Raw genomic sequence first — 17146 nt, forward strand, 5'->3', positions numbered from 1 at the left:
GATAGGGCCGGTACAGACTAAAACCCGAAATCTGGCATAACACTTGCTCAAGCCACGTCATCTCCTTTGAAACCCCGCTGGACGACGGATTATTGGCATGGCGAAGAGCGACGCAGTGAAAGACCCCGCCGCTAAAGGCAAACTCAAGCTGATCCTGCTGCTGGTGCTGGCACTGCTGCTGGCCGTCGGCCTGTCGGTGGGCGCCACCTGGTTCATCATGCACAAGAGCGAGCCGGCCCCGGCGGCCGACCCGGCGGCGGCCAACGTCAAGCCGGCGGCGATCTACGAGCCGCTGGCCCCCGCCTTCGTGGTCAATTTCAACCAGAACGGCCGCCAGCGCTACATGCAGGTGAGCATCACCCTGCAAGGCCGCAACCAGGCCGACCTGGATGCCCTGAAGGTGCACATGCCGGTGATCCGCAACAACCTGGTGATGATGTTCTCCGGGCAGGGCTTCGACAGCCTGGCCGGCAGCCCGGTGGGCCAGGAGATGCTGCGTCAGAAAGCCACCGCGGTGGTGCAGGAAGTGGCGCAGAAGGAAGTCGGCAAACCTGTGGTCGACCAGTTGCTGTTCACCAATTTCGTATTGCAGTAGGAGTCCGCCATGGCCGTACAGGACCTGCTGTCCCAGGATGAGATCGATGCCCTGCTGCATGGCGTCGACGATGGGCTGGTACAGACCGAAAGCGCTGCCGAGCCTGGCAGCATCAAGAGCTACGACCTGACCAGCCAGGACCGTATCGTGCGGGGTCGCATGCCGACCCTGGAAATGATCAACGAGCGCTTCGCCCGCTACACCCGCATCAGCATGTTCAACCTGCTGCGCCGCTCCGCCGACGTGGCCGTGGGTGGCGTGCAGGTGATGAAGTTCGGCGAGTACGTGCATTCGCTGTACGTGCCCACCAGCCTCAACCTGGTGAAGATCAAGCCGCTGCGCGGCACCTCGCTGTTCATCCTCGACGCCAAGCTGGTGTTCAAGCTGGTGGACAACTTCTTCGGCGGCGACGGCCGTCACGCCAAGATCGAAGGCCGCGAATTCACCCCGACCGAGCTGCGCGTGGTGCGCATGGTGCTGGACCAGTGCTTCGTCGACCTCAAGGAAGCCTGGCAGGCGATCATGCCGGTCAACTTCGAGTACATGAACTCCGAGGTCAACCCGGCCATGGCCAACATCGTCGGGCCGAGCGAGGCGGTGGTGGTGTCGACCTTCCACATCGAGCTCGACGGCGGTGGCGGCGACCTGCACGTGACCATGCCGTACTCGATGATCGAGCCGGTGCGCGAAATGCTCGATGCCGGCTTCCAGTCCGACCTGGACGACCAGGACGAGCGCTGGGTCAAGGCCCTGCGCGAGGACGTGCTGGACGTGTCGGTGCCGCTGACCGCCACCGTTGCCCGCCGCCAGCTGAAGCTGCGCGACATCCTGCACATGCAGGTCGGCGACGTGATCCCGGTGGAGCTGCCCGAGCACCTGGTGCTGCGCGCCAACGGCGTGCCGTCGTTCAAGGCGCGCCTGGGCTCGCACAAGGGCAACCTGGCCCTGCAGATCATCGACCCGATCGAACGCCGCTGACGGCGTGCCGGTCGCTCACTACGAATTGAATGCCTGCCGAGGACATCATGGCTAACGAAAACGAGATCACCTCCCCCGAGGACCAGGCCCTGGCCGATGAATGGGCTGCGGCCCTGGAAGAAACCGGTGACGCCGGCCAGGCCGACATCGACGCGCTGCTCGGCGCCGATGCCGGCAGCTCAGGCGCCGGCCGCCTGCCGATGGAAGAGTTCGCAAGCTCGCCGCGGCCCAAGGAAAACGTCAGCCTCGAAGGCCCCAACCTGGACGTGATCCTCGACATTCCGGTGAACATCTCCATGGAAGTGGGCAGCACCGAGATCAACATCCGCAACCTGCTGCAGCTCAACCAGGGCTCGGTGATCGAGCTTGACCGCCTGGCCGGCGAGCCGCTCGACGTGCTGGTCAACGGCACCCTGATCGCCCATGGCGAGGTGGTCGTGGTCAACGAGAAGTTCGGCATCCGCCTGACCGACGTGATCAGCCCCAGCGAACGCATCAAGAAGCTGCGCTGAGTGAAGGGCACGATGCGGGCCGCGATGGCCCTGGTCGGCTTGCTGGCCAGCGAAGTGGCGATTGCCGCCGTGGCCGCCACCCCGGCCGCGCCGGCCGCAGCCGCGCCCGGCAGCCTGGGCGGGCAGCTGGCGCAGATGGTCTTCGGCCTGTTGCTGGTGGTCGGCCTGATCTTCTTCCTGGCCTGGGCGCTGCGCCGCATGCAGGGCGCCACCCCCAAGGGCGGCCAGGTGATCGAGATCGTCGGCAGCCGCGCCATCGGCCCGCGTGACCGGCTGCTGCTGGTGCAGGTGGGCAACGAGCAGATTCTCATCGGCCACAGCCCCGGCAGCATCGAGGCCTTGCATGTGCTGGCGGAGCCGGTGCAGGTGCCTGCCAGTGCCCGCCAGGCAACGCCGGAATTCGCCCAGCGGCTGATGGAGCTGATGGGCAAGGATCAGAAGGACAAGAAGTGATGAGCCGCGCCTTGCGCACCCTGTTGAGCACCTTGCTGCCCATCGCGCTGCTGCTGGCCGCGCCGCTGGCGCTGGCGGCCGACCCGCTGTCGATCCCGGCCATCACCCTGTCCAACGGCCCGGACGGGCAGCAGGAGTATTCGGTCAGCCTGCAGATCCTGCTGATCATGACGGCGCTGAGCTTCATCCCGGCGTTCGTCATCCTGATGACCAGCTTCACCCGCATCATCATCGTGTTCTCGATCCTGCGCCAGGCCCTGGGCCTGCAGCAGACGCCGTCGAACCAGGTGCTGACCGGCATGGCGCTGTTCCTGACCATGTTCATCATGGCCCCGGTGTTCGACCGGGTGAACCAGGACGCCCTGCAGCCCTACCTGAAAGAGCAGATGACCGCCCAGCAAGCCATCGACAAGGCCCAGGGGCCGCTCAAGGACTTCATGCTGGCGCAAACCCGGCAGAGCGACCTGGACTTGTTCATGCGCCTGTCCAAGCGCACCGACATCGCCGGCCCCGACCAGGTGCCGCTGACGATCCTGGTGCCGGCGTTCGTCACCTCCGAGCTGAAGACCGCGTTCCAGATCGGCTTCATGATCTTCATCCCGTTCCTGATCATCGACATGGTGGTGGCCAGTGTGCTGATGGCCATGGGTATGATGATGCTGTCGCCGCTGATCATCTCGCTGCCGTTCAAGATCATGCTGTTCGTCCTGGTCGATGGCTGGGCGTTGATCATGGGCACCCTGGCCGGCAGTTTCGGCGGCGTCTGACGCCGTCAAGGAGAGCCCCGCATGACCCCTGAAGTAGCTGTCGACCTGTTCCGCGATGCGCTGTGGCTGACCACGCTGATGGTTGCCATCCTGGTGGTGCCGAGCCTGCTGGTGGGCTTGATGGTGGCGATGTTCCAGGCCGCCACGCAGATCAACGAACAGACCCTGAGCTTCCTGCCGCGCCTGCTGGTCATGCTGGTGACGCTGATCGTCGCCGGCCCTTGGCTGGTGCAGAAGTTCATGGAGTACATCACCGGCCTGTACACCAGCATCCCGCAGCTGATCGGTTGAGGCGGCCATGCTGGAGCTGACCGACGCGCAGATCGGCACCTGGGTCGCCACCTTCATCCTGCCGCTGTTCCGGGTGACGGCGCTGCTGATGACCATGCCGATCTTCGGCACGCGCATGCTGCCGGCGCGCATCCGCCTGTACGCGGCGGTGGCCATCACCGTGGTGATCGTGCCGGCACTGCCGCCGTTGCCCGAATTCGACCCGCTGAGCCTGCGTGGCCTGCTGCTGTGCGGCGAGCAGGTCATCGTCGGCGCGCTGTTCGGGTTTTCCCTGCAGCTGCTGTTCCAGGCCTTCGTCATTGCCGGGCAGATCGTCGCGGTGCAGATGGGCATGGCCTTCGCCTCCATGGTCGACCCGGCCAACGGCGTCAACGTGGCCGTGGTCAGCCAGTTCATGACCATGCTGGTGAGCGTGCTGTTCCTGCTGATGAACGGCCACCTGGTGGCGTTCGAGATCCTCACCGAGAGCTTTACCACCTTGCCGGTGGGCAATGCGCTGATGGCCAACCAGTTCTGGGAAATGGCCGGGCGCCTGAGCTGGGTGTTCGGCTCCGGGCTGTTGCTGATTCTGCCGGCGATCGCTTCGCTTTTGGTGGTGAACATCGCCTTTGGCGTGATGACCCGCGCTGCGCCGCAGCTGAACATCTTCTCGATCGGCTTCCCGCTGACCCTGGTGCTGGGCATCGGCATCTTCTGGGTGGGCCTGGCCGACATTCTTTCCCATTACCAGGCATTGGCCAGCGAAGCGCTGCAATGGCTGCGTGAACTGGCAAGGGCGCGCTGAGCATGGCCGAGAGCGAGAGCGGTCAGGACAAGACGGAAGACCCCACCGAAAAACGCAAGCGCACCGCGCGCGAAAAAGGTGAGATCGCCCGCTCCAAGGAGCTGAACACGGTGTCGGTGACCCTCGCCGGTGCCGGGGCCTTGCTGGCCTTTGGCGGCAACCTGGCCGAAACCCTGATGACGCTGATGCGCATGAACTTCTCACTGACCCGTGAAGTGCTGGTCGATGAGCGCTCCATGGGCCAGTTCCTGCTGGCCTCGGGCAAGATGGCGATCTGGGCGGTGCAGCCGATCCTGGTGCTGCTGTTCGTGATCGCCTTCGTATCGTCCATCTTGCTGGGCGGGTTCATCTTCTCCGGGAGCCTGCTGCAGCCCAAGTTCAGTCGCATGAACCCCTTGTCGGGGATCAAGCGCATGTTCTCGCTGAACTCGCTGACCGAACTGCTCAAGGCGATGGCCAAGTTCTTCATGATCCTGGTGGTGGCGCTGGTGGTGCTCAGCAATGACCGCCAGGCGCTGCTGGCGATCGCCAACGAGCCGCTGGAGCAGGCGATCATCCACAGCGTCCAGGTGGTGGGCTGGAGTGCCCTGTGGATGGCGGCGGGCCTGTTGATCATCGCGGCGGCGGACGTGCCGTTCCAGCTGTACCAGACGCACAAGAAGCTGAAGATGACCAAGCAGGAGGTCAAGGACGAGTACAAGGACAGCGAGGGCAAGCCCGAGGTCAAGCAGCGCATCCGCCAGCTGCAGCGCGAGGTGTCGCAGCGGCGCATGATGGCCGCGGTGCCTGAGGCCGATGTGATCATCACCAACCCCACGCACTATGCCGTGGCCCTGAAATACGACCCGGAGCAGGGTGGGGCGGCGCCGCTATTGCTGGCCAAGGGTACCGACTTCATTGCCTTGAAGATTCGCGAGATCGCCGTGGAGCACAAGGTGCAGATTCTCGAGTCGCCCGAGTTGGCGCGGGCGATCTACTACTCCACCGAAGTCGAGCAGGAGATCCCGGCGGGGCTGTACCTGGCCGTGGCGCAGGTGCTGGCATACGTGTTCCAGATTCGCCAGTACCGCTCGGGCAAGGGCAAGCGGCCGGAGCCGTTGAAGGAAGACCTGCCGATCCCGCCAGACCTTCGCCGCGACAGCTGAGGGCCCAATCGCCGGCAAGCCGGCTCCCACAGAGTGGGTGGTGTGGGAGCCGGCTTGCCGGCGATAGGGCCGGCCCTGCCCGCACAAAACCCAAAGTTGGAAGGCTTCTTGCAGAGCCACGCCCAAGCGCCCCTTGGGCGTCAAAGTTTTGCATGAAGAGGAATCGCGGTGGATCGCACTCAGTTAATCAGCAACGCCCGGCAAAACCTGGCCGGTCTCGGCCGGGGCAACCTGGGGGTGCCGTTGTTGCTGCTGGTGATGTTGGCAATGATGATGTTGCCGATACCGCCGTTCCTGCTCGACGTCTTCTTCACCTTCAACATCGCCCTGTCGATCGTGGTCCTGCTGGTCTGCGTGTACGCCCTGCGGCCGCTGGACTTTGCCGCGTTCCCCACCATCTTGCTGATTGCCACGCTGTTGCGCCTGGCCCTGAACGTCGCCTCCACGCGCGTGGTCATGCTCCACGGCCAGGAGGGCCATGGCGCCGCGGGCAAGGTGATCCAGGCCTTCGGCGAGGTGGTGATCGGCGGCAACTATGTCGTGGGTGCGGTGGTGTTCGCCATCCTCATGATCATCAACTTCGTGGTGGTGACCAAGGGTGCCGGGCGTATCTCGGAGGTGAGCGCGCGCTTCACCCTCGACGCCATGCCCGGCAAGCAGATGGCCATCGACGCCGACCTCAATGCCGGCCTGATCGACCAGGCCCAGGCCAAGGCGCGCCGCGCCGAGGTGGCCCAGGAGGCCGAGTTCTACGGCTCGATGGACGGTGCCAGCAAGTTCGTGCGCGGTGACGCCATCGCCGGCCTGCTGATCCTGTTCATCAACCTGATCGGCGGCATGCTCATCGGCATGCTGCAGCACGGCATGAGCTTCGGCGATGCGGGCAAGGTGTACGCCTTGTTGACCATTGGTGACGGTTTGGTGGCGCAATTGCCATCCCTGCTGTTGTCCACCGCCGCCGCGATCATGGTCACCCGTGCCTCGGGCTCCGAGGACATGGGCAAGCTGATCAACCGGCAGATGTTCGATTCGCCAAAGGCGCTGGCGGTATCGGCCGGCCTGATGATCGTCATGGGCCTGGTGCCGGGCATGCCGCACATCGCCTTCCTCAGCCTCGGCCTGCTGGCCGCCGGTGGCGCGTACCTGGTGTGGAAGAAGCAGCAGAAGGCCAAGGTCGAGGCGCTGCAGGAAGCCCAGCGCCAGCAGGACCTGCTGCCTTCGCCGCAACGTGCGATGGATACCAAGGAACTGGGCTGGGACGACGTCACCCCCATCGACATGATCGGCCTGGAGGTCGGCTACCGCCTGATCCCGCTGGTCGACCGCAACCAGGGTGGCCAGCTGCTGGCGCGGATCAAGGGCGTGCGCAAGAAGCTGTCCCAGGACCTGGGCTTTCTCATGCCCACCGTGCACATCCGCGACAACCTCGACCTGCAGCCCAGTGCCTACCGCCTGACGCTGATGGGGGTGATCCTGGCCGAGGCCGAGATCTACCCGGACCGGGAGCTGGCGATCAACCCTGGCCAGGTGTTCGGCACCCTCAACGGCATTGCCGCGCGCGACCCGGCATTCGGCCTGGAGGCGGTGTGGATCGACGTCGGCCAGCGGGCCCAGGCGCAGTCGCTGGGCTACACCGTGGTCGATGCCAGTACGGTGGTGGCCACCCACCTCAACCAGATCCTGCAGAAGCACTGCCACGAGCTGATCGGCCACGAAGAGGTGCAGCAGCTGCTGCAGGTATTGTCCAAGGCTTCGCCTAAACTTGCCGAGGAACTGGTACCGGGTGTCATTTCCTTGTCGGGGCTGCTCAAGGTCCTGCAAGCGTTGCTTGCCGAGCAAGTGCCAGTACGTGATATTCGCAGCATTGCCGAGGCCATCGCGAACAATGCCGGCAAGAGTCAAGATACCGCCGCGCTGGTCGCGGCAGTGCGCGTCGGATTGTGTCGTGCCATCGTGCAAAGCATTGTCGGCGTTGAGTCCGAGCTGCCTGTGATCACCCTTGAGCCAAGGTTGGAACAGATTTTGCTCAATAGTCTGCAAAGGGCCGGGCAAGGTCAGGAAGACGGTGTTCTTCTGGAGCCGAGCATGGCCGAAAAGCTGCAGCGTTCGTTGATCGAAGCAGCCCAGCGTCAGGAGATGCAGGGCCAGCCGGCCATCCTTCTGGTCGCCGGCCCGATCCGCGCCATGCTGTCGCGCTTCGGTCGCCTGGCTGTACCGAATTTGCATGTTCTGGCGTATCAGGAAATACCGGATAACAAGCAAGTCACCATCGTTGCCACCGTGGGCCCCAACGGCTGAGGTAGTGGGTTATGCAAGTTAAGCGTTTTTTCGCCGCCGATATGCGTCAGGCCATGAAGCTGGTCCGTGATGAGCTGGGCTCCGATGCCGCCATCATCGGCAACCGCCGCATCGCCGGCGGTGTCGAGCTGACGGCCGCGCTGGACTACAAGCTGTCTGCGCTGGCCCCGCGCGTGCCCAACACCGAGCTGGAAGAAGAGCTGCGCAAGACCCATTCGCGCATCGCCACGGCCCAGGCCGAGCTGGACAACCGCGAAGATGCCAGCGAAGGCAACCGCCAATTGTTCGCCGGCCAGTCGCTGACCGCCTCGGAGCCGCTGATCGAGCCGCACGTGGAGGCGCCGGCAGCCGCTGCCGCAGCTGCCCCGGCGCCGGTCGACCAGCGCGTGTTCGACGCCATGCGCTCGGAGCTCTCGGGCCTGCGCGAGCTGCTCGAAGTGCAGCTCGGTTCGCTGGCCTGGAACCAGCTGCAAGGCGCCAAGCCTGCGCAAGCCAACCTGTGGCGCCGCCTGCAGCGTATCGGCCTGTCTGGCCCGATCGCCCGCGAACTGCTCGACCTCACGGCTGAAATCGATGAGCCGCGCCAGGCCTGGCGCATGCTTTTGGCGCACCTGGCGCGGATGATCGAGGTGCCCGAGGTCGAGCCGATCGAGGAGGGCGGGGTGATCGCCATGGTCGGCCCGGCCGGCATGGGCAAGACCACCACGTTGGCCAAGCTGGCGGCGCGCTATGTGCTCAAGTACGGCCCGCAGAACCTGGCCCTGGTGAGCATGGACAGCTTTCGCATCGGCGCCCAGGAGCAACTCAAGACCCTGGGCCGCATCCTCAACGTGCCGGTGACCTACGTCGACCCGGGCCAGTCGCTGGCCCAGGCGCTGGAGCCGCTGCTGCGCAAACGTGTGGTGCTGATCGATACCGCCGGCCTGCAGGCCAGCGACCCGGCGCTGCGCATGCAACTGGAAACCCTGGCCGGGCGCGGCATTGCCGCGAAGAATTACCTGGTGCTGGCCACCACCAGCCAGAAGCAGGTGCTCACCGCTGCCTACCACAGCTACAAGCGCTGCGGCCTGGCCGGTTGTATCCTGACCAAACTCGACGAAACGGCGAGCCTCGGCGATGTGCTGAGCCTGGCCATCAGTCATGAACTGCCAGTGGCCTACCTCACCGATGGCCCGCGTATTCCTGATGACCTGCACCTGCCGCGCCCGCACCAGTTGGTGACCCGCGCGGTCAATGTGCAGTTGCAAGACGAGCCCAGCGAAGAGGCCATGGCCGACATGTTCGCTGATCTCTATCACAACCCGCGGCGCGCGGGCTGATGATGAAGCGTATGCAAAATACCTACACCAGGGGGGCGCTGTAATGCCTCTAGTGTGGCTTGGGTCCAAGCGAGACAAGGTAAACAACGAACATGGGTAGCATGCATCCCGTACAGGTGATCGCCGTCACCGGTGGTAAAGGTGGCGTCGGCAAAACGAACGTTTCAGTGAACCTGTCCCTGGCGCTGGCCGAACTCGGCCGCCGGGTCATGCTGCTGGACGCCGATCTGGGCCTGGCCAATGTCGACGTGTTGCTGGGCTTGACCCCCAAGCGCACCCTGGCCGACGTGATCGAAGGGCGCTGCGAACTGCGCGATGTGCTGTTGCAGGGGCCGGGCGGTGTGCGCATCGTGCCGGCGGCCTCGGGCACCCAGAGCATGGTGCACCTGGCGCCGGCCCAGCATGCCGGCCTGATCCAGGCCTTCAGCGAGATCGGCGACAACCTCGACGTGCTGGTGATCGACACCGCTGCAGGTATTGGTGACTCGGTAGTCAGCTTCGTCCGCGCGGCCCAGGAAGTGCTGCTGGTGGTCTGCGACGAGCCGACCTCCATCACCGACGCCTACGCCCTGATCAAGCTGCTCAACCGCGATTACGGGATGAACCGTTTCCGCGTGCTGGCCAACATGGCGCAGAGCCCGCAGGAAGGGCGCAACCTGTTCGCCAAGCTGACCAAGGTCACCGACCGCTTCCTTGACGTTGCCCTGCAGTACGTGGGCGCCGTGCCTTACGACGAGTGCGTGCGCAAGGCGGTGCAGAAGCAGCGCGCAGTGTACGAAGCCTTCCCGCGCTCCAAGTGCGCGCTGGCCTTCAAGGCCATTGCCCAGAAGGTCGACAGCTGGCCGCTGCCGGCGAACCCGCGCGGGCACCTGGAGTTCTTCGTCGAGCGCCTGGTGCAACCCACCAGCGCAGGGCCGGTGCTATGAACGCGAGCGGATTCAAGATGTACAGCAAGGCGTCCAAGGACGCCCAGTACGAATTGATCGAACGCTACGCCCCGTTGGTCAAGCGCATTGCCTACCACCTGCTGGCGCGCCTGCCGGCCAACGTGCAGGTCGAAGACCTGATCCAGGCCGGCATGATCGGCCTGCTGGAAGTTGCCAACAAGTACGACGCCAGCAAGGGTGCGAGCTTCGAAACCTACGCCGGCATCCGCATCCGTGGCGCGATGCTCGACGAGGTGCGCAAGGGCGATTGGGCACCGCGTTCGGTGCACCGCAACACCCGCATGGTCAGCGACGCGATGCGCGCCGTTGAAGCCAGAACCGGCCGTGACGCTAAAGATCATGAAGTTGCTGCCGAACTCCAATTGAGTCTCGATGATTACTACGGGATCTTGAACGATACCCTGGGCAGCCGCCTGTTCAGTTTCGACGACCTGTTGCAGGACGGCGAGCACGAAGGCTTGCACGAGGACGGCGTCAGTGGCCAGGTCGAGCCATCGCGCGACCTGGAGGACGAGCGCTTCCAGGCCGCCCTGACCGATGCCATCGCCAACCTGCCGGAACGCGAGCGGCTGGTGCTGGCGCTGTACTACGACGAAGAGCTGAACCTCAAGGAGATCGGTGAGGTGCTGGGGGTCAGCGAGTCGCGTGTCAGCCAGCTGCACAGCCAGTGCGCCGCGCGCCTGCGCAGCCGTCTGGGAGAGTGGCGGGCACGTTGAGACCGGTATCGTTGCAGTCGTTTTCCATGTTGTACCGAATTGAATGAGTTGCGTGCTCGGTAGGCCGAGCGCGTTTGAGACTGCTTGGAGGTCTACTTGAACAAAGACATGAAAATCCTCATCGTTGACGACTTTTCGACGATGCGGCGAATCATCAAGAATCTGCTGCGTGACCTTGGCTTCACCAACACCGACGAGGCCGACGACGGCACCACGGCGCTGCCGATGCTCGAAAGCGGCCATTACGACTTCCTGGTGACCGACTGGAACATGCCGGGCATGTCCGGCATCGACCTGCTGCGCAAGGTGCGCGCCCATGACCGCCTCAAGGGCATGCCGGTGCTGATGGTGACCGCCGAAGCCAAGCGCGACCAGATCATCGAAGCGGCCCAGGCCGGCGTCAATGGTTACGTGGTCAAGCCGTTCACCGCCCAGGTGCTCAAAGAAAAGATCGAGAAGATCTTCGAACGCGTCAACGGCTGAGTCACGTCAGGGGGCGCCATGGAATCATCACAAACGTCTTTGGGGGAGTTCGAAACGACCCTGAAGAAGCATGCCCAGGAGCTGGTCGAAAGCCTGGAGCGCGGCCGTTTCGGCGAGGCGGTGCAGCTGATCCATCAGCTCAACCAGACTCGCGACCGCGGCCTGTACCAGGAAGTCGGCAAGCTCACCCGCGAGCTGCACAGCGCGATCGTCAGCTTCCAGATCGACCCGCACATGCCGCAGGCCGAGGAAGTCTCGCAGATCACCGACGCCACCGAGCGCCTGTCCTACGTGGTCAAGCTCACCGAAGGCGCCGCCAACCGCACCATGGACCTGGTGGAGGAGAGCACGCCTGTGCTCAACGACCTGGCGGCCGAGGCCCAGGGCCTGAGCCTGGACTGGCAGCGTTTCATGCGCCGCGAAGTGGCCGCGCCGGAATTCCGTGAGCTGGTCAAGCGCGTCGACAGTTTCCTGACGCACAGCGCCGAGGGCAACCGCAAGGTGTCCGGCCACCTCAACGACATTCTCCTGGCCCAGGACTACCAAGACCTGACTGGCCAGGTGATCAAGCGCGTCACCGCGCTGGTGACCGAAGTCGAAAGCAATCTGCTCAAGCTCGTGCTGATGGCCAGTCAGGTCGACCGCTTTGCCGGCATCGAACATGACCACCAGCAGCTGCGCGCTGAAAAAGATCAAGAAAAACATCCGACTCGGGGTGAAGGTCCGCAGATTCATGCCGATAAGCGTGAAGACGTCGTGTCCGGTCAGGACGATGTCGATGATCTGCTGTCCAGCCTGGGTTTTTAAGGAGCACGTTTAATGAGCTTCGGCGCCGATGAAGAAATCCTTCAGGATTTCCTGGTAGAAGCCGGCGAAATTCTTGAGCAACTGTCCGAGCAACTGGTCGAGCTGGAAAGCCGGCCCGACGATGCCGACCTGCTCAATGCCATTTTTCGCGGTTTCCACACTGTAAAAGGGGGCGCCGGCTTCCTCCAGCTCAACGAGCTGGTGGAGTGCTGCCATATCGCCGAGAACGTCTTCGACATCCTGCGCAAAGGTGAGCGCCGGGTCGATGCCGAACTGATGGATGTGGTGCTCGAGGCACTGGACACGGTCAACAGCATGTTCGGCCAGGTGCGCGAGCGCAGCGAAGTGACGGCGGCCACCCCCGAGCTGCTGGCAGCCCTGGCGCGCCTGGCCGAGCCTGCCGCTGCCGGCCAGCCTGCGCCAGCCCCGGCGCCGGTGGCCGAGGCGCCCGCTGCCGAGGCAGACATCACCGACACCGAATTCGAACAGCTGCTCGACTCGCTCGATGCGGTCAAGGCCCAGGCCGAAGCGGCGGCCGAGCAACTGCAGGGTGAAACCCTCAGTGGCGCCACCGATGAAATCACCGACGCCGAGTTCGAATCGTTGCTCGACCAGCTGCACGGCAAGGGCCAGTTCTCGGCCGAAGTCGTCGCCACCGAGCCGCCGGCCGTTGCCGCCAGTGCACCGGTGAGCGACGAAATCACCGACGAAGAATTCGAGTCGCTGCTCGACCAGTTGCACGGCAAGGGCACTTTCCAGGCCGACGCGCTGCCGGCCGCCGCGCCGGTGGCCAGCAGCGCACCGGCCGCCAGTGGCGACGAGATCAGCGAGCACGAGTTCGAAGCGCTGCTCGACCAGCTGCATGGCAAGGGCAAGTTCTCCGGCGACAGCGTGACTGCCGAGGCCCCTGCCGCGGTTGCCGCGCCCGTTGCGGCCAAGGCCCAAAGCCTGCCCGTGGCCAAGCCAGCCCCGGCCCCGGCCGCCAAGCCCGCAGCGCCAGCGCGCGCGCCGGCCCCTGCTGCCGAGAAGCACGCGGTCAGCGAAGCGGAAACCACCGTGCGCGTCGACACGGCGCGCCTGGACGAGATCATGAACATGGTCGGCGAACTGGTGCTGGTGCGTAACCGCCTGGTGCGCCTGGGCCTGAACAGCGGCGACGAGGCCATGTCCAAGGCCGTGTCGAACCTCGACGTGGTCACCGCCGACCTGCAGACTGCGGTGATGAAGACCCGCATGCAGCCGATCAAGAAAGTCTTCGGCCGCTTCCCGCGCCTGGTCCGCGACCTGGCCCGCCAGCTCAAGAAAGAAATCAACCTGGAGCTGGTCGGCGAAGAGACCGACCTGGACAAGAACCTGGTCGAGGCCCTGGCCGACCCGTTGGTGCACTTGGTGCGCAACGCCGTCGACCATGGCGTGGAAATGCCCGACGAGCGTGAAGCCGCCGGCAAGGCCCGCACCGGCCGGGTGGTGCTGTCGGCCGAACAGGAAGGCGACCACATCCTGCTGTCGATCTCCGACGACGGCAAGGGCATGGACCCCAACGTGCTGCGCGCCAAGGCCGTGGAAAAGGGCCTGATGGACAAGGACGCCGCCGAGCGTCTGAGCGAATCGGACTGCTACAACCTGATCTTCGCCCCGGGCTTCTCGACCAAGACCGAAATCTCCGACGTGTCCGGCCGTGGTGTCGGCATGGACGTGGTGAAGACCAAGATTTCCCAGCTCAACGGCTCGATCAACATCTTCTCGGCCAAGGGCCAGGGTTCGAAGATCGTCATCAAGGTGCCGCTGACCCTGGCGATCATGCCGACCCTGATGGTGATGCTGGGCAACCAGGCGTTCGCCTTCCCGCTGGTCAACGTCAACGAGATCTTCCACCTCGACCTGTCGCGCACCAACGTGGTCGACGGCCAGGAAGTGGTGATCGTGCGCGACAAGGCGCTGCCGCTGTTCTACCTCAAGCGCTGGCTGGTCCAGGGCCAGGTGCACGAAGAGCAGCACGAGGGCCACGTGGTGATCCTCTCGGTCGGCACCCAGCGCATCGGCTTTGTCGTCGATCAACTGGTCGGCCAGGAAGAAGTGGTAATCAAGCCACTGGGCAAGATGCTGCAGGGCACCCCGGGCATGTCGGGGGCCACCATCACAGGTGATGGCCGCATCGCGCTGATCCTCGACGTGCCGAGCATGCTCAAGCGTTACGCGGCACGGCGTATCTGATTTTCGGCGGCGCACCCTGGCGGGTTGCGCCGCCTAATGGAGTGTTTATGGCAGTCAAGGTCCTGGTGGTGGATGATTCGGGTTTCTTCCGCCGCCGCGTCTCGGAAATCCTCTCGGCGGACCCGACGATCCAGGTCGTAGGTACCGCGACCAACGGCAAGGAAGCGATCGACCAGGCGCTGTCGCTCAAGCCCGATGTCATCACCATGGACTATGAAATGCCCATGATGGATGGCATCACCGCCGTGCGGCACATCATGCAGCGCTGCCCGACGCCGGTACTGATGTTCTCCTCGCTGACCCACGAAGGCGCCCGGGTCACCCTCGATGCGCTGGATGCCGGTGCGGTCGACTACCTGCCGAAGAACTTCGAAGACATCTCGCGCAACCCGGACAAGGTCAAGCAGATGCTGTGCGAGAAGGTGCATACCCTCTCGCGCAGCAACCGCCGTTTCGGCGGTTATGCCAGCCAGCCAGCGGTCAGCGCCCCGGCGCCGGCAGCGCCCGCCGCTGCCCATGCTCCGGCCAGCAGCCTGGCCAGCCCGGCCCCGGCCCGTGCCGCCGCGCCTGCCCGCCCTGCAGCGGCCCCGGCGGCGCATTCGCCGGCGCCCAAGCGCAAGCCCTACAAGCTGGTGGCCATCGGCACCTCCACCGGCGGCCCGGTAGCCCTGCAGCGGGTGCTGACCCAGCTGCCGGCGAACTTCCCGGCGCCGATCGTGCTGATCCAGCACATGCCGGCGGCCTTCACCAAGGCCTTTGCCGAGCGCCTCGACAAGCTGTGCAGGATCAACGTCAAGGAAGCCGAGGACGGCGATGTGCTGCGCCCGGGCCTGGCGCTGCTGGCCCCCGGCGGCAAGCAGATGATGATCGACGGCCGTGGCACGGTGAAGATCCTGCCCGGTGACGAGCGCCTCAACTACAAGCCCTGCGTGGACATCACCTTCGGCTCGGCGGCCAAGTCGTATGGCGACAAGGTGCTCTCGGTGGTGCTCACCGGCATGGGCGCCGATGGCCGCGAAGGCGCGCGCCTGCTCAAGCAGGGTGGCAGCACGGTGTGGGCCCAGGATGAGGCAAGCTGCGTGATCTATGGCATGCCCATGGCCATCGTCAAGGCCAACCTGGCCGACGCGGTGTACAGCCTGGACGAGATCGGCAAGCACCTGGTAGAGGCCTGCGTCTGATGGATGTGCTAAGCCTGATTGGCCTGATCCTGGCGTTCGTCGCCATCGTCGGCGGCAACTTCCTCGAAGGCGGCCATGTCGGTGCGCTGCTCAATGGCCCGGCGGCGCTGATCGTGCTCGGCGGCACCCTGGCGGCGGCCTTGCTGCAGTCGCCGCTGTCGTCGTTCAAACGTGCGCTGCAGATTCTGCGCTGGATCATCTTCCCGCCGCGGGTGGACCTGGCCGGTGGCATCGACCGGGTGGTCAACTGGAGCCTGACGGCGCGCAAGGAAGGCCTGCTGGGCCTGGAAGGCGTGGCCGATGCCGAGCCCGACCCGTATGCGCGCAAGGGCCTGCAGCTGCTGGTCGACGGCGCCGAGCCGGAGTCGATCCGCAGCATCCTCGAGGTCGATTTCCTGACCCAGGAAGGCCGCGACATCCAGGCTGCCAAGGTGTTCGAGAGCATGGGCGGCTATGCGCCGACCATCGGCATCATCGGTGCGGTGATGGGCCTGATCCACGTGATGGGCAACCTGGCCGACCCCTCGCAACTGGGCAACGGCATTGCCGTGGCGTTCGTGGCGACCATCTACGGCGTGGCCAGTGCCAACCTGATCCTGCTGCCGATCGCCAACAAGCTCAAGGCCATCGTGTTGCGCCAGTCGCGCTACCGCGAAATGCTCCTCGAAGGCTTGCTGTCGATCGCCGAAGGCGAGAACCCGCGCTCGATCGAGCTGAAGCTGCAAGGCTTCATGGAGTAGCCCATGCGTCGCCGTCGTCACACCGAGGAACACGAAAACCACGAGCGTTGGCTGGTGTCCTATGCCGACTTCATCACTTTGCTGTTCGCGTTCTTCGTGGTCATGTACTCGATTTCCTCGATCAACGAGGGCAAGTACAAGGTCATCTCGCAGGCGTTGCTGGGGGTGTTCAACGACCCCGAGCGGAGCATGAAGCCGATCCCCATCGGCGATGAGCAGCCGCTGAGCGTCAAGCCGGCCGAGCCGCTGATCAAGGACAGCGAGCAGACCGACGCGGGCCTTGCGCAAACCAACGTCGACCCGCTCAAGACCATCAGCGACGACGTGCGCGATGCCTTCGGCGACCTGATCAAGTCCGACCAGATGACCGTGCGTGGCAACGAGCTGTGGGTGGAGATCGAGCTCAATTCCTCGCTGCTGTTCGGCAGCGGCGATGCCATGCCCAGCGACAAGGCGTTCGCCATCATCGAAAAGGTCGCCAACATCCTCAAGCCGTTCGCCAACCCGGTGCATGTCGAAGGCTTCACCGACAACCTGCCGATCCGCACCGCGCAGTACCCGACCAACTGGGAGCTGTCGTCGGCGCGGGCGGCGAGCATCGTGCGCCTGCTGGCGATGAACGGGGTGAACCCTGGGCGCATGGCTTCGGTGGGCTATGGCGAGTATCAGCCGGTGGCCAGCAACGACAGCGCCGAAGGCCGTGCGCGCAACCGCCGGGTGGTGCTGGTGATTTCCCGTAACCTTGAGGTGCGCCGCAGCCTGACCGGTACCGGCAGCGCCAACGCCACCCCGGACGCCGCGCTGCGCCGGGCTGGCACACAAAGTGCACCGGCAACGCCAGCAAGCAAGGCGGGGCAGTAACTCGTCAATTCTCTGTCACCGCGTTTTCTGTACGAGCCGGCTTGCCGGCGATGAA

Annotated in this window: 18 protein-coding genes; all 18 read left to right on the top strand. The window is 64.7% G+C overall.

Annotation, left to right across the window (positions count from 1 at the left end; all coding sequences use genetic code 11):
• The first annotated feature begins 97 nt into the window (after window positions 1-97).
• The 18 genes from fliL (at window position 98) to motD (ending at window position 17091) form a co-directional block, all read left to right on the top strand.
• On the top strand, window positions 98-595 hold the full coding sequence (fliL, locus tag ACIPG5_RS17850) for a flagellar basal body-associated protein FliL (protein WP_176513142.1): 498 nt from the start codon (window positions 98-100) through the stop codon (window positions 593-595).
• 9 nt (window positions 596-604) lie between these two features.
• Window positions 605-1573: a flagellar motor switch protein FliM gene (gene fliM, locus ACIPG5_RS17855; protein WP_176513144.1), complete on the top strand. Its 969-nt coding sequence runs from the start codon at window positions 605-607 to the stop codon at window positions 1571-1573.
• 47 nt (window positions 1574-1620) lie between these two features.
• Window positions 1621-2085: a flagellar motor switch protein FliN gene (gene fliN / locus ACIPG5_RS17860; RefSeq protein WP_314615831.1), complete on the top strand. Its 465-nt coding sequence runs from the start codon at window positions 1621-1623 to the stop codon at window positions 2083-2085.
• A gap of 12 nt (window positions 2086-2097) precedes the next feature.
• Window positions 2098-2538 (top strand): flagellar biosynthetic protein FliO, encoded by a 441-nt coding sequence (fliO, locus tag ACIPG5_RS17865; RefSeq protein WP_176513180.1) that lies wholly within the window; start codon window positions 2098-2100, stop codon window positions 2536-2538.
• The gene (gene fliP / locus ACIPG5_RS17870; RefSeq protein ID WP_176513147.1) at window positions 2538-3305 is read left to right on the top strand and encodes a flagellar type III secretion system pore protein FliP; all 768 of its coding nucleotides are present in this window, start codon (window positions 2538-2540) and stop codon (window positions 3303-3305) included. Before fliO ends, fliP begins: the two co-directional genes overlap by 1 nt.
• A gap of 21 nt (window positions 3306-3326) precedes the next feature.
• Entirely contained in the window at window positions 3327-3596 is a 270-nt protein-coding gene (gene fliQ, locus ACIPG5_RS17875) for a flagellar biosynthesis protein FliQ (protein WP_176513149.1), read from the top strand.
• A gap of 7 nt (window positions 3597-3603) precedes the next feature.
• Window positions 3604-4380 (top strand): flagellar biosynthetic protein FliR, encoded by a 777-nt coding sequence (fliR, locus tag ACIPG5_RS17880; protein ID WP_176513151.1) that lies wholly within the window; start codon window positions 3604-3606, stop codon window positions 4378-4380.
• A 2-nt stretch (window positions 4381-4382) separates the two neighbouring features.
• The gene (flhB, locus tag ACIPG5_RS17885) at window positions 4383-5525 is read left to right on the top strand and encodes a flagellar biosynthesis protein FlhB (protein WP_176513153.1); all 1143 of its coding nucleotides are present in this window, start codon (window positions 4383-4385) and stop codon (window positions 5523-5525) included.
• Window positions 5526-5693: 168 nt separating this feature from the next.
• Window positions 5694-7823 (top strand): flagellar biosynthesis protein FlhA, encoded by a 2130-nt coding sequence (gene flhA, locus ACIPG5_RS17890; RefSeq protein ID WP_176513156.1) that lies wholly within the window; start codon window positions 5694-5696, stop codon window positions 7821-7823.
• An 11-nt stretch (window positions 7824-7834) separates the two neighbouring features.
• Window positions 7835-9142 carry a flagellar biosynthesis protein FlhF gene (gene flhF, locus ACIPG5_RS17895; protein WP_401376787.1) on the top strand — a complete coding sequence of 436 codons (1308 nt, stop codon included), beginning with the start codon at window positions 7835-7837 and terminating at the stop codon, window positions 9140-9142.
• Between the two features lie 92 nt (window positions 9143-9234).
• Window positions 9235-10068 (top strand): flagellar synthesis regulator FleN, encoded by an 834-nt coding sequence (gene fleN / locus ACIPG5_RS17900; protein WP_016393812.1) that lies wholly within the window; start codon window positions 9235-9237, stop codon window positions 10066-10068.
• Window positions 10065-10805, top strand: coding sequence for an RNA polymerase sigma factor FliA (fliA, locus tag ACIPG5_RS17905; RefSeq protein ID WP_176513160.1), 741 nt, complete (start codon window positions 10065-10067; stop codon window positions 10803-10805). Before fleN ends, fliA begins: the two co-directional genes overlap by 4 nt.
• 108 nt (window positions 10806-10913) lie before the next feature.
• Window positions 10914-11288: a chemotaxis response regulator CheY gene (locus ACIPG5_RS17910; RefSeq protein WP_104881405.1), complete on the top strand. Its 375-nt coding sequence runs from the start codon at window positions 10914-10916 to the stop codon at window positions 11286-11288.
• Between the two features lie 18 nt (window positions 11289-11306).
• A complete protein-coding gene (locus ACIPG5_RS17915; protein ID WP_176513162.1) occupies window positions 11307-12095 on the top strand; it encodes a protein phosphatase CheZ in 789 nt (262 codons plus the stop codon).
• 12 nt (window positions 12096-12107) lie between these two features.
• Window positions 12108-14309, top strand: a complete 2202-nt coding sequence (locus ACIPG5_RS17920; RefSeq protein ID WP_176513164.1) for a chemotaxis protein CheA — start codon at window positions 12108-12110, stop codon at window positions 14307-14309.
• 47 nt (window positions 14310-14356) lie between these two features.
• Window positions 14357-15490: a chemotaxis response regulator protein-glutamate methylesterase gene (locus ACIPG5_RS17925; protein ID WP_401376792.1), complete on the top strand. Its 1134-nt coding sequence runs from the start codon at window positions 14357-14359 to the stop codon at window positions 15488-15490.
• Window positions 15490-16230: a flagellar motor protein gene (locus ACIPG5_RS17930; protein WP_176513168.1), complete on the top strand. Its 741-nt coding sequence runs from the start codon at window positions 15490-15492 to the stop codon at window positions 16228-16230. The genes ACIPG5_RS17925 and ACIPG5_RS17930 overlap by 1 nt, the downstream gene beginning before the upstream one ends.
• Before the next feature lie 3 nt (window positions 16231-16233).
• The gene (gene motD, locus ACIPG5_RS17935; protein ID WP_176513170.1) at window positions 16234-17091 is read left to right on the top strand and encodes a flagellar motor protein MotD; all 858 of its coding nucleotides are present in this window, start codon (window positions 16234-16236) and stop codon (window positions 17089-17091) included.
• Window positions 17092-17146: the final 55 nt, after the last annotated feature.

It is taken from the genome of Pseudomonas sp. NPDC087029 (assembly GCF_044745345.1).
Classification (GTDB): domain Bacteria; phylum Pseudomonadota; class Gammaproteobacteria; order Pseudomonadales; family Pseudomonadaceae; genus Aquipseudomonas; species Aquipseudomonas faucium.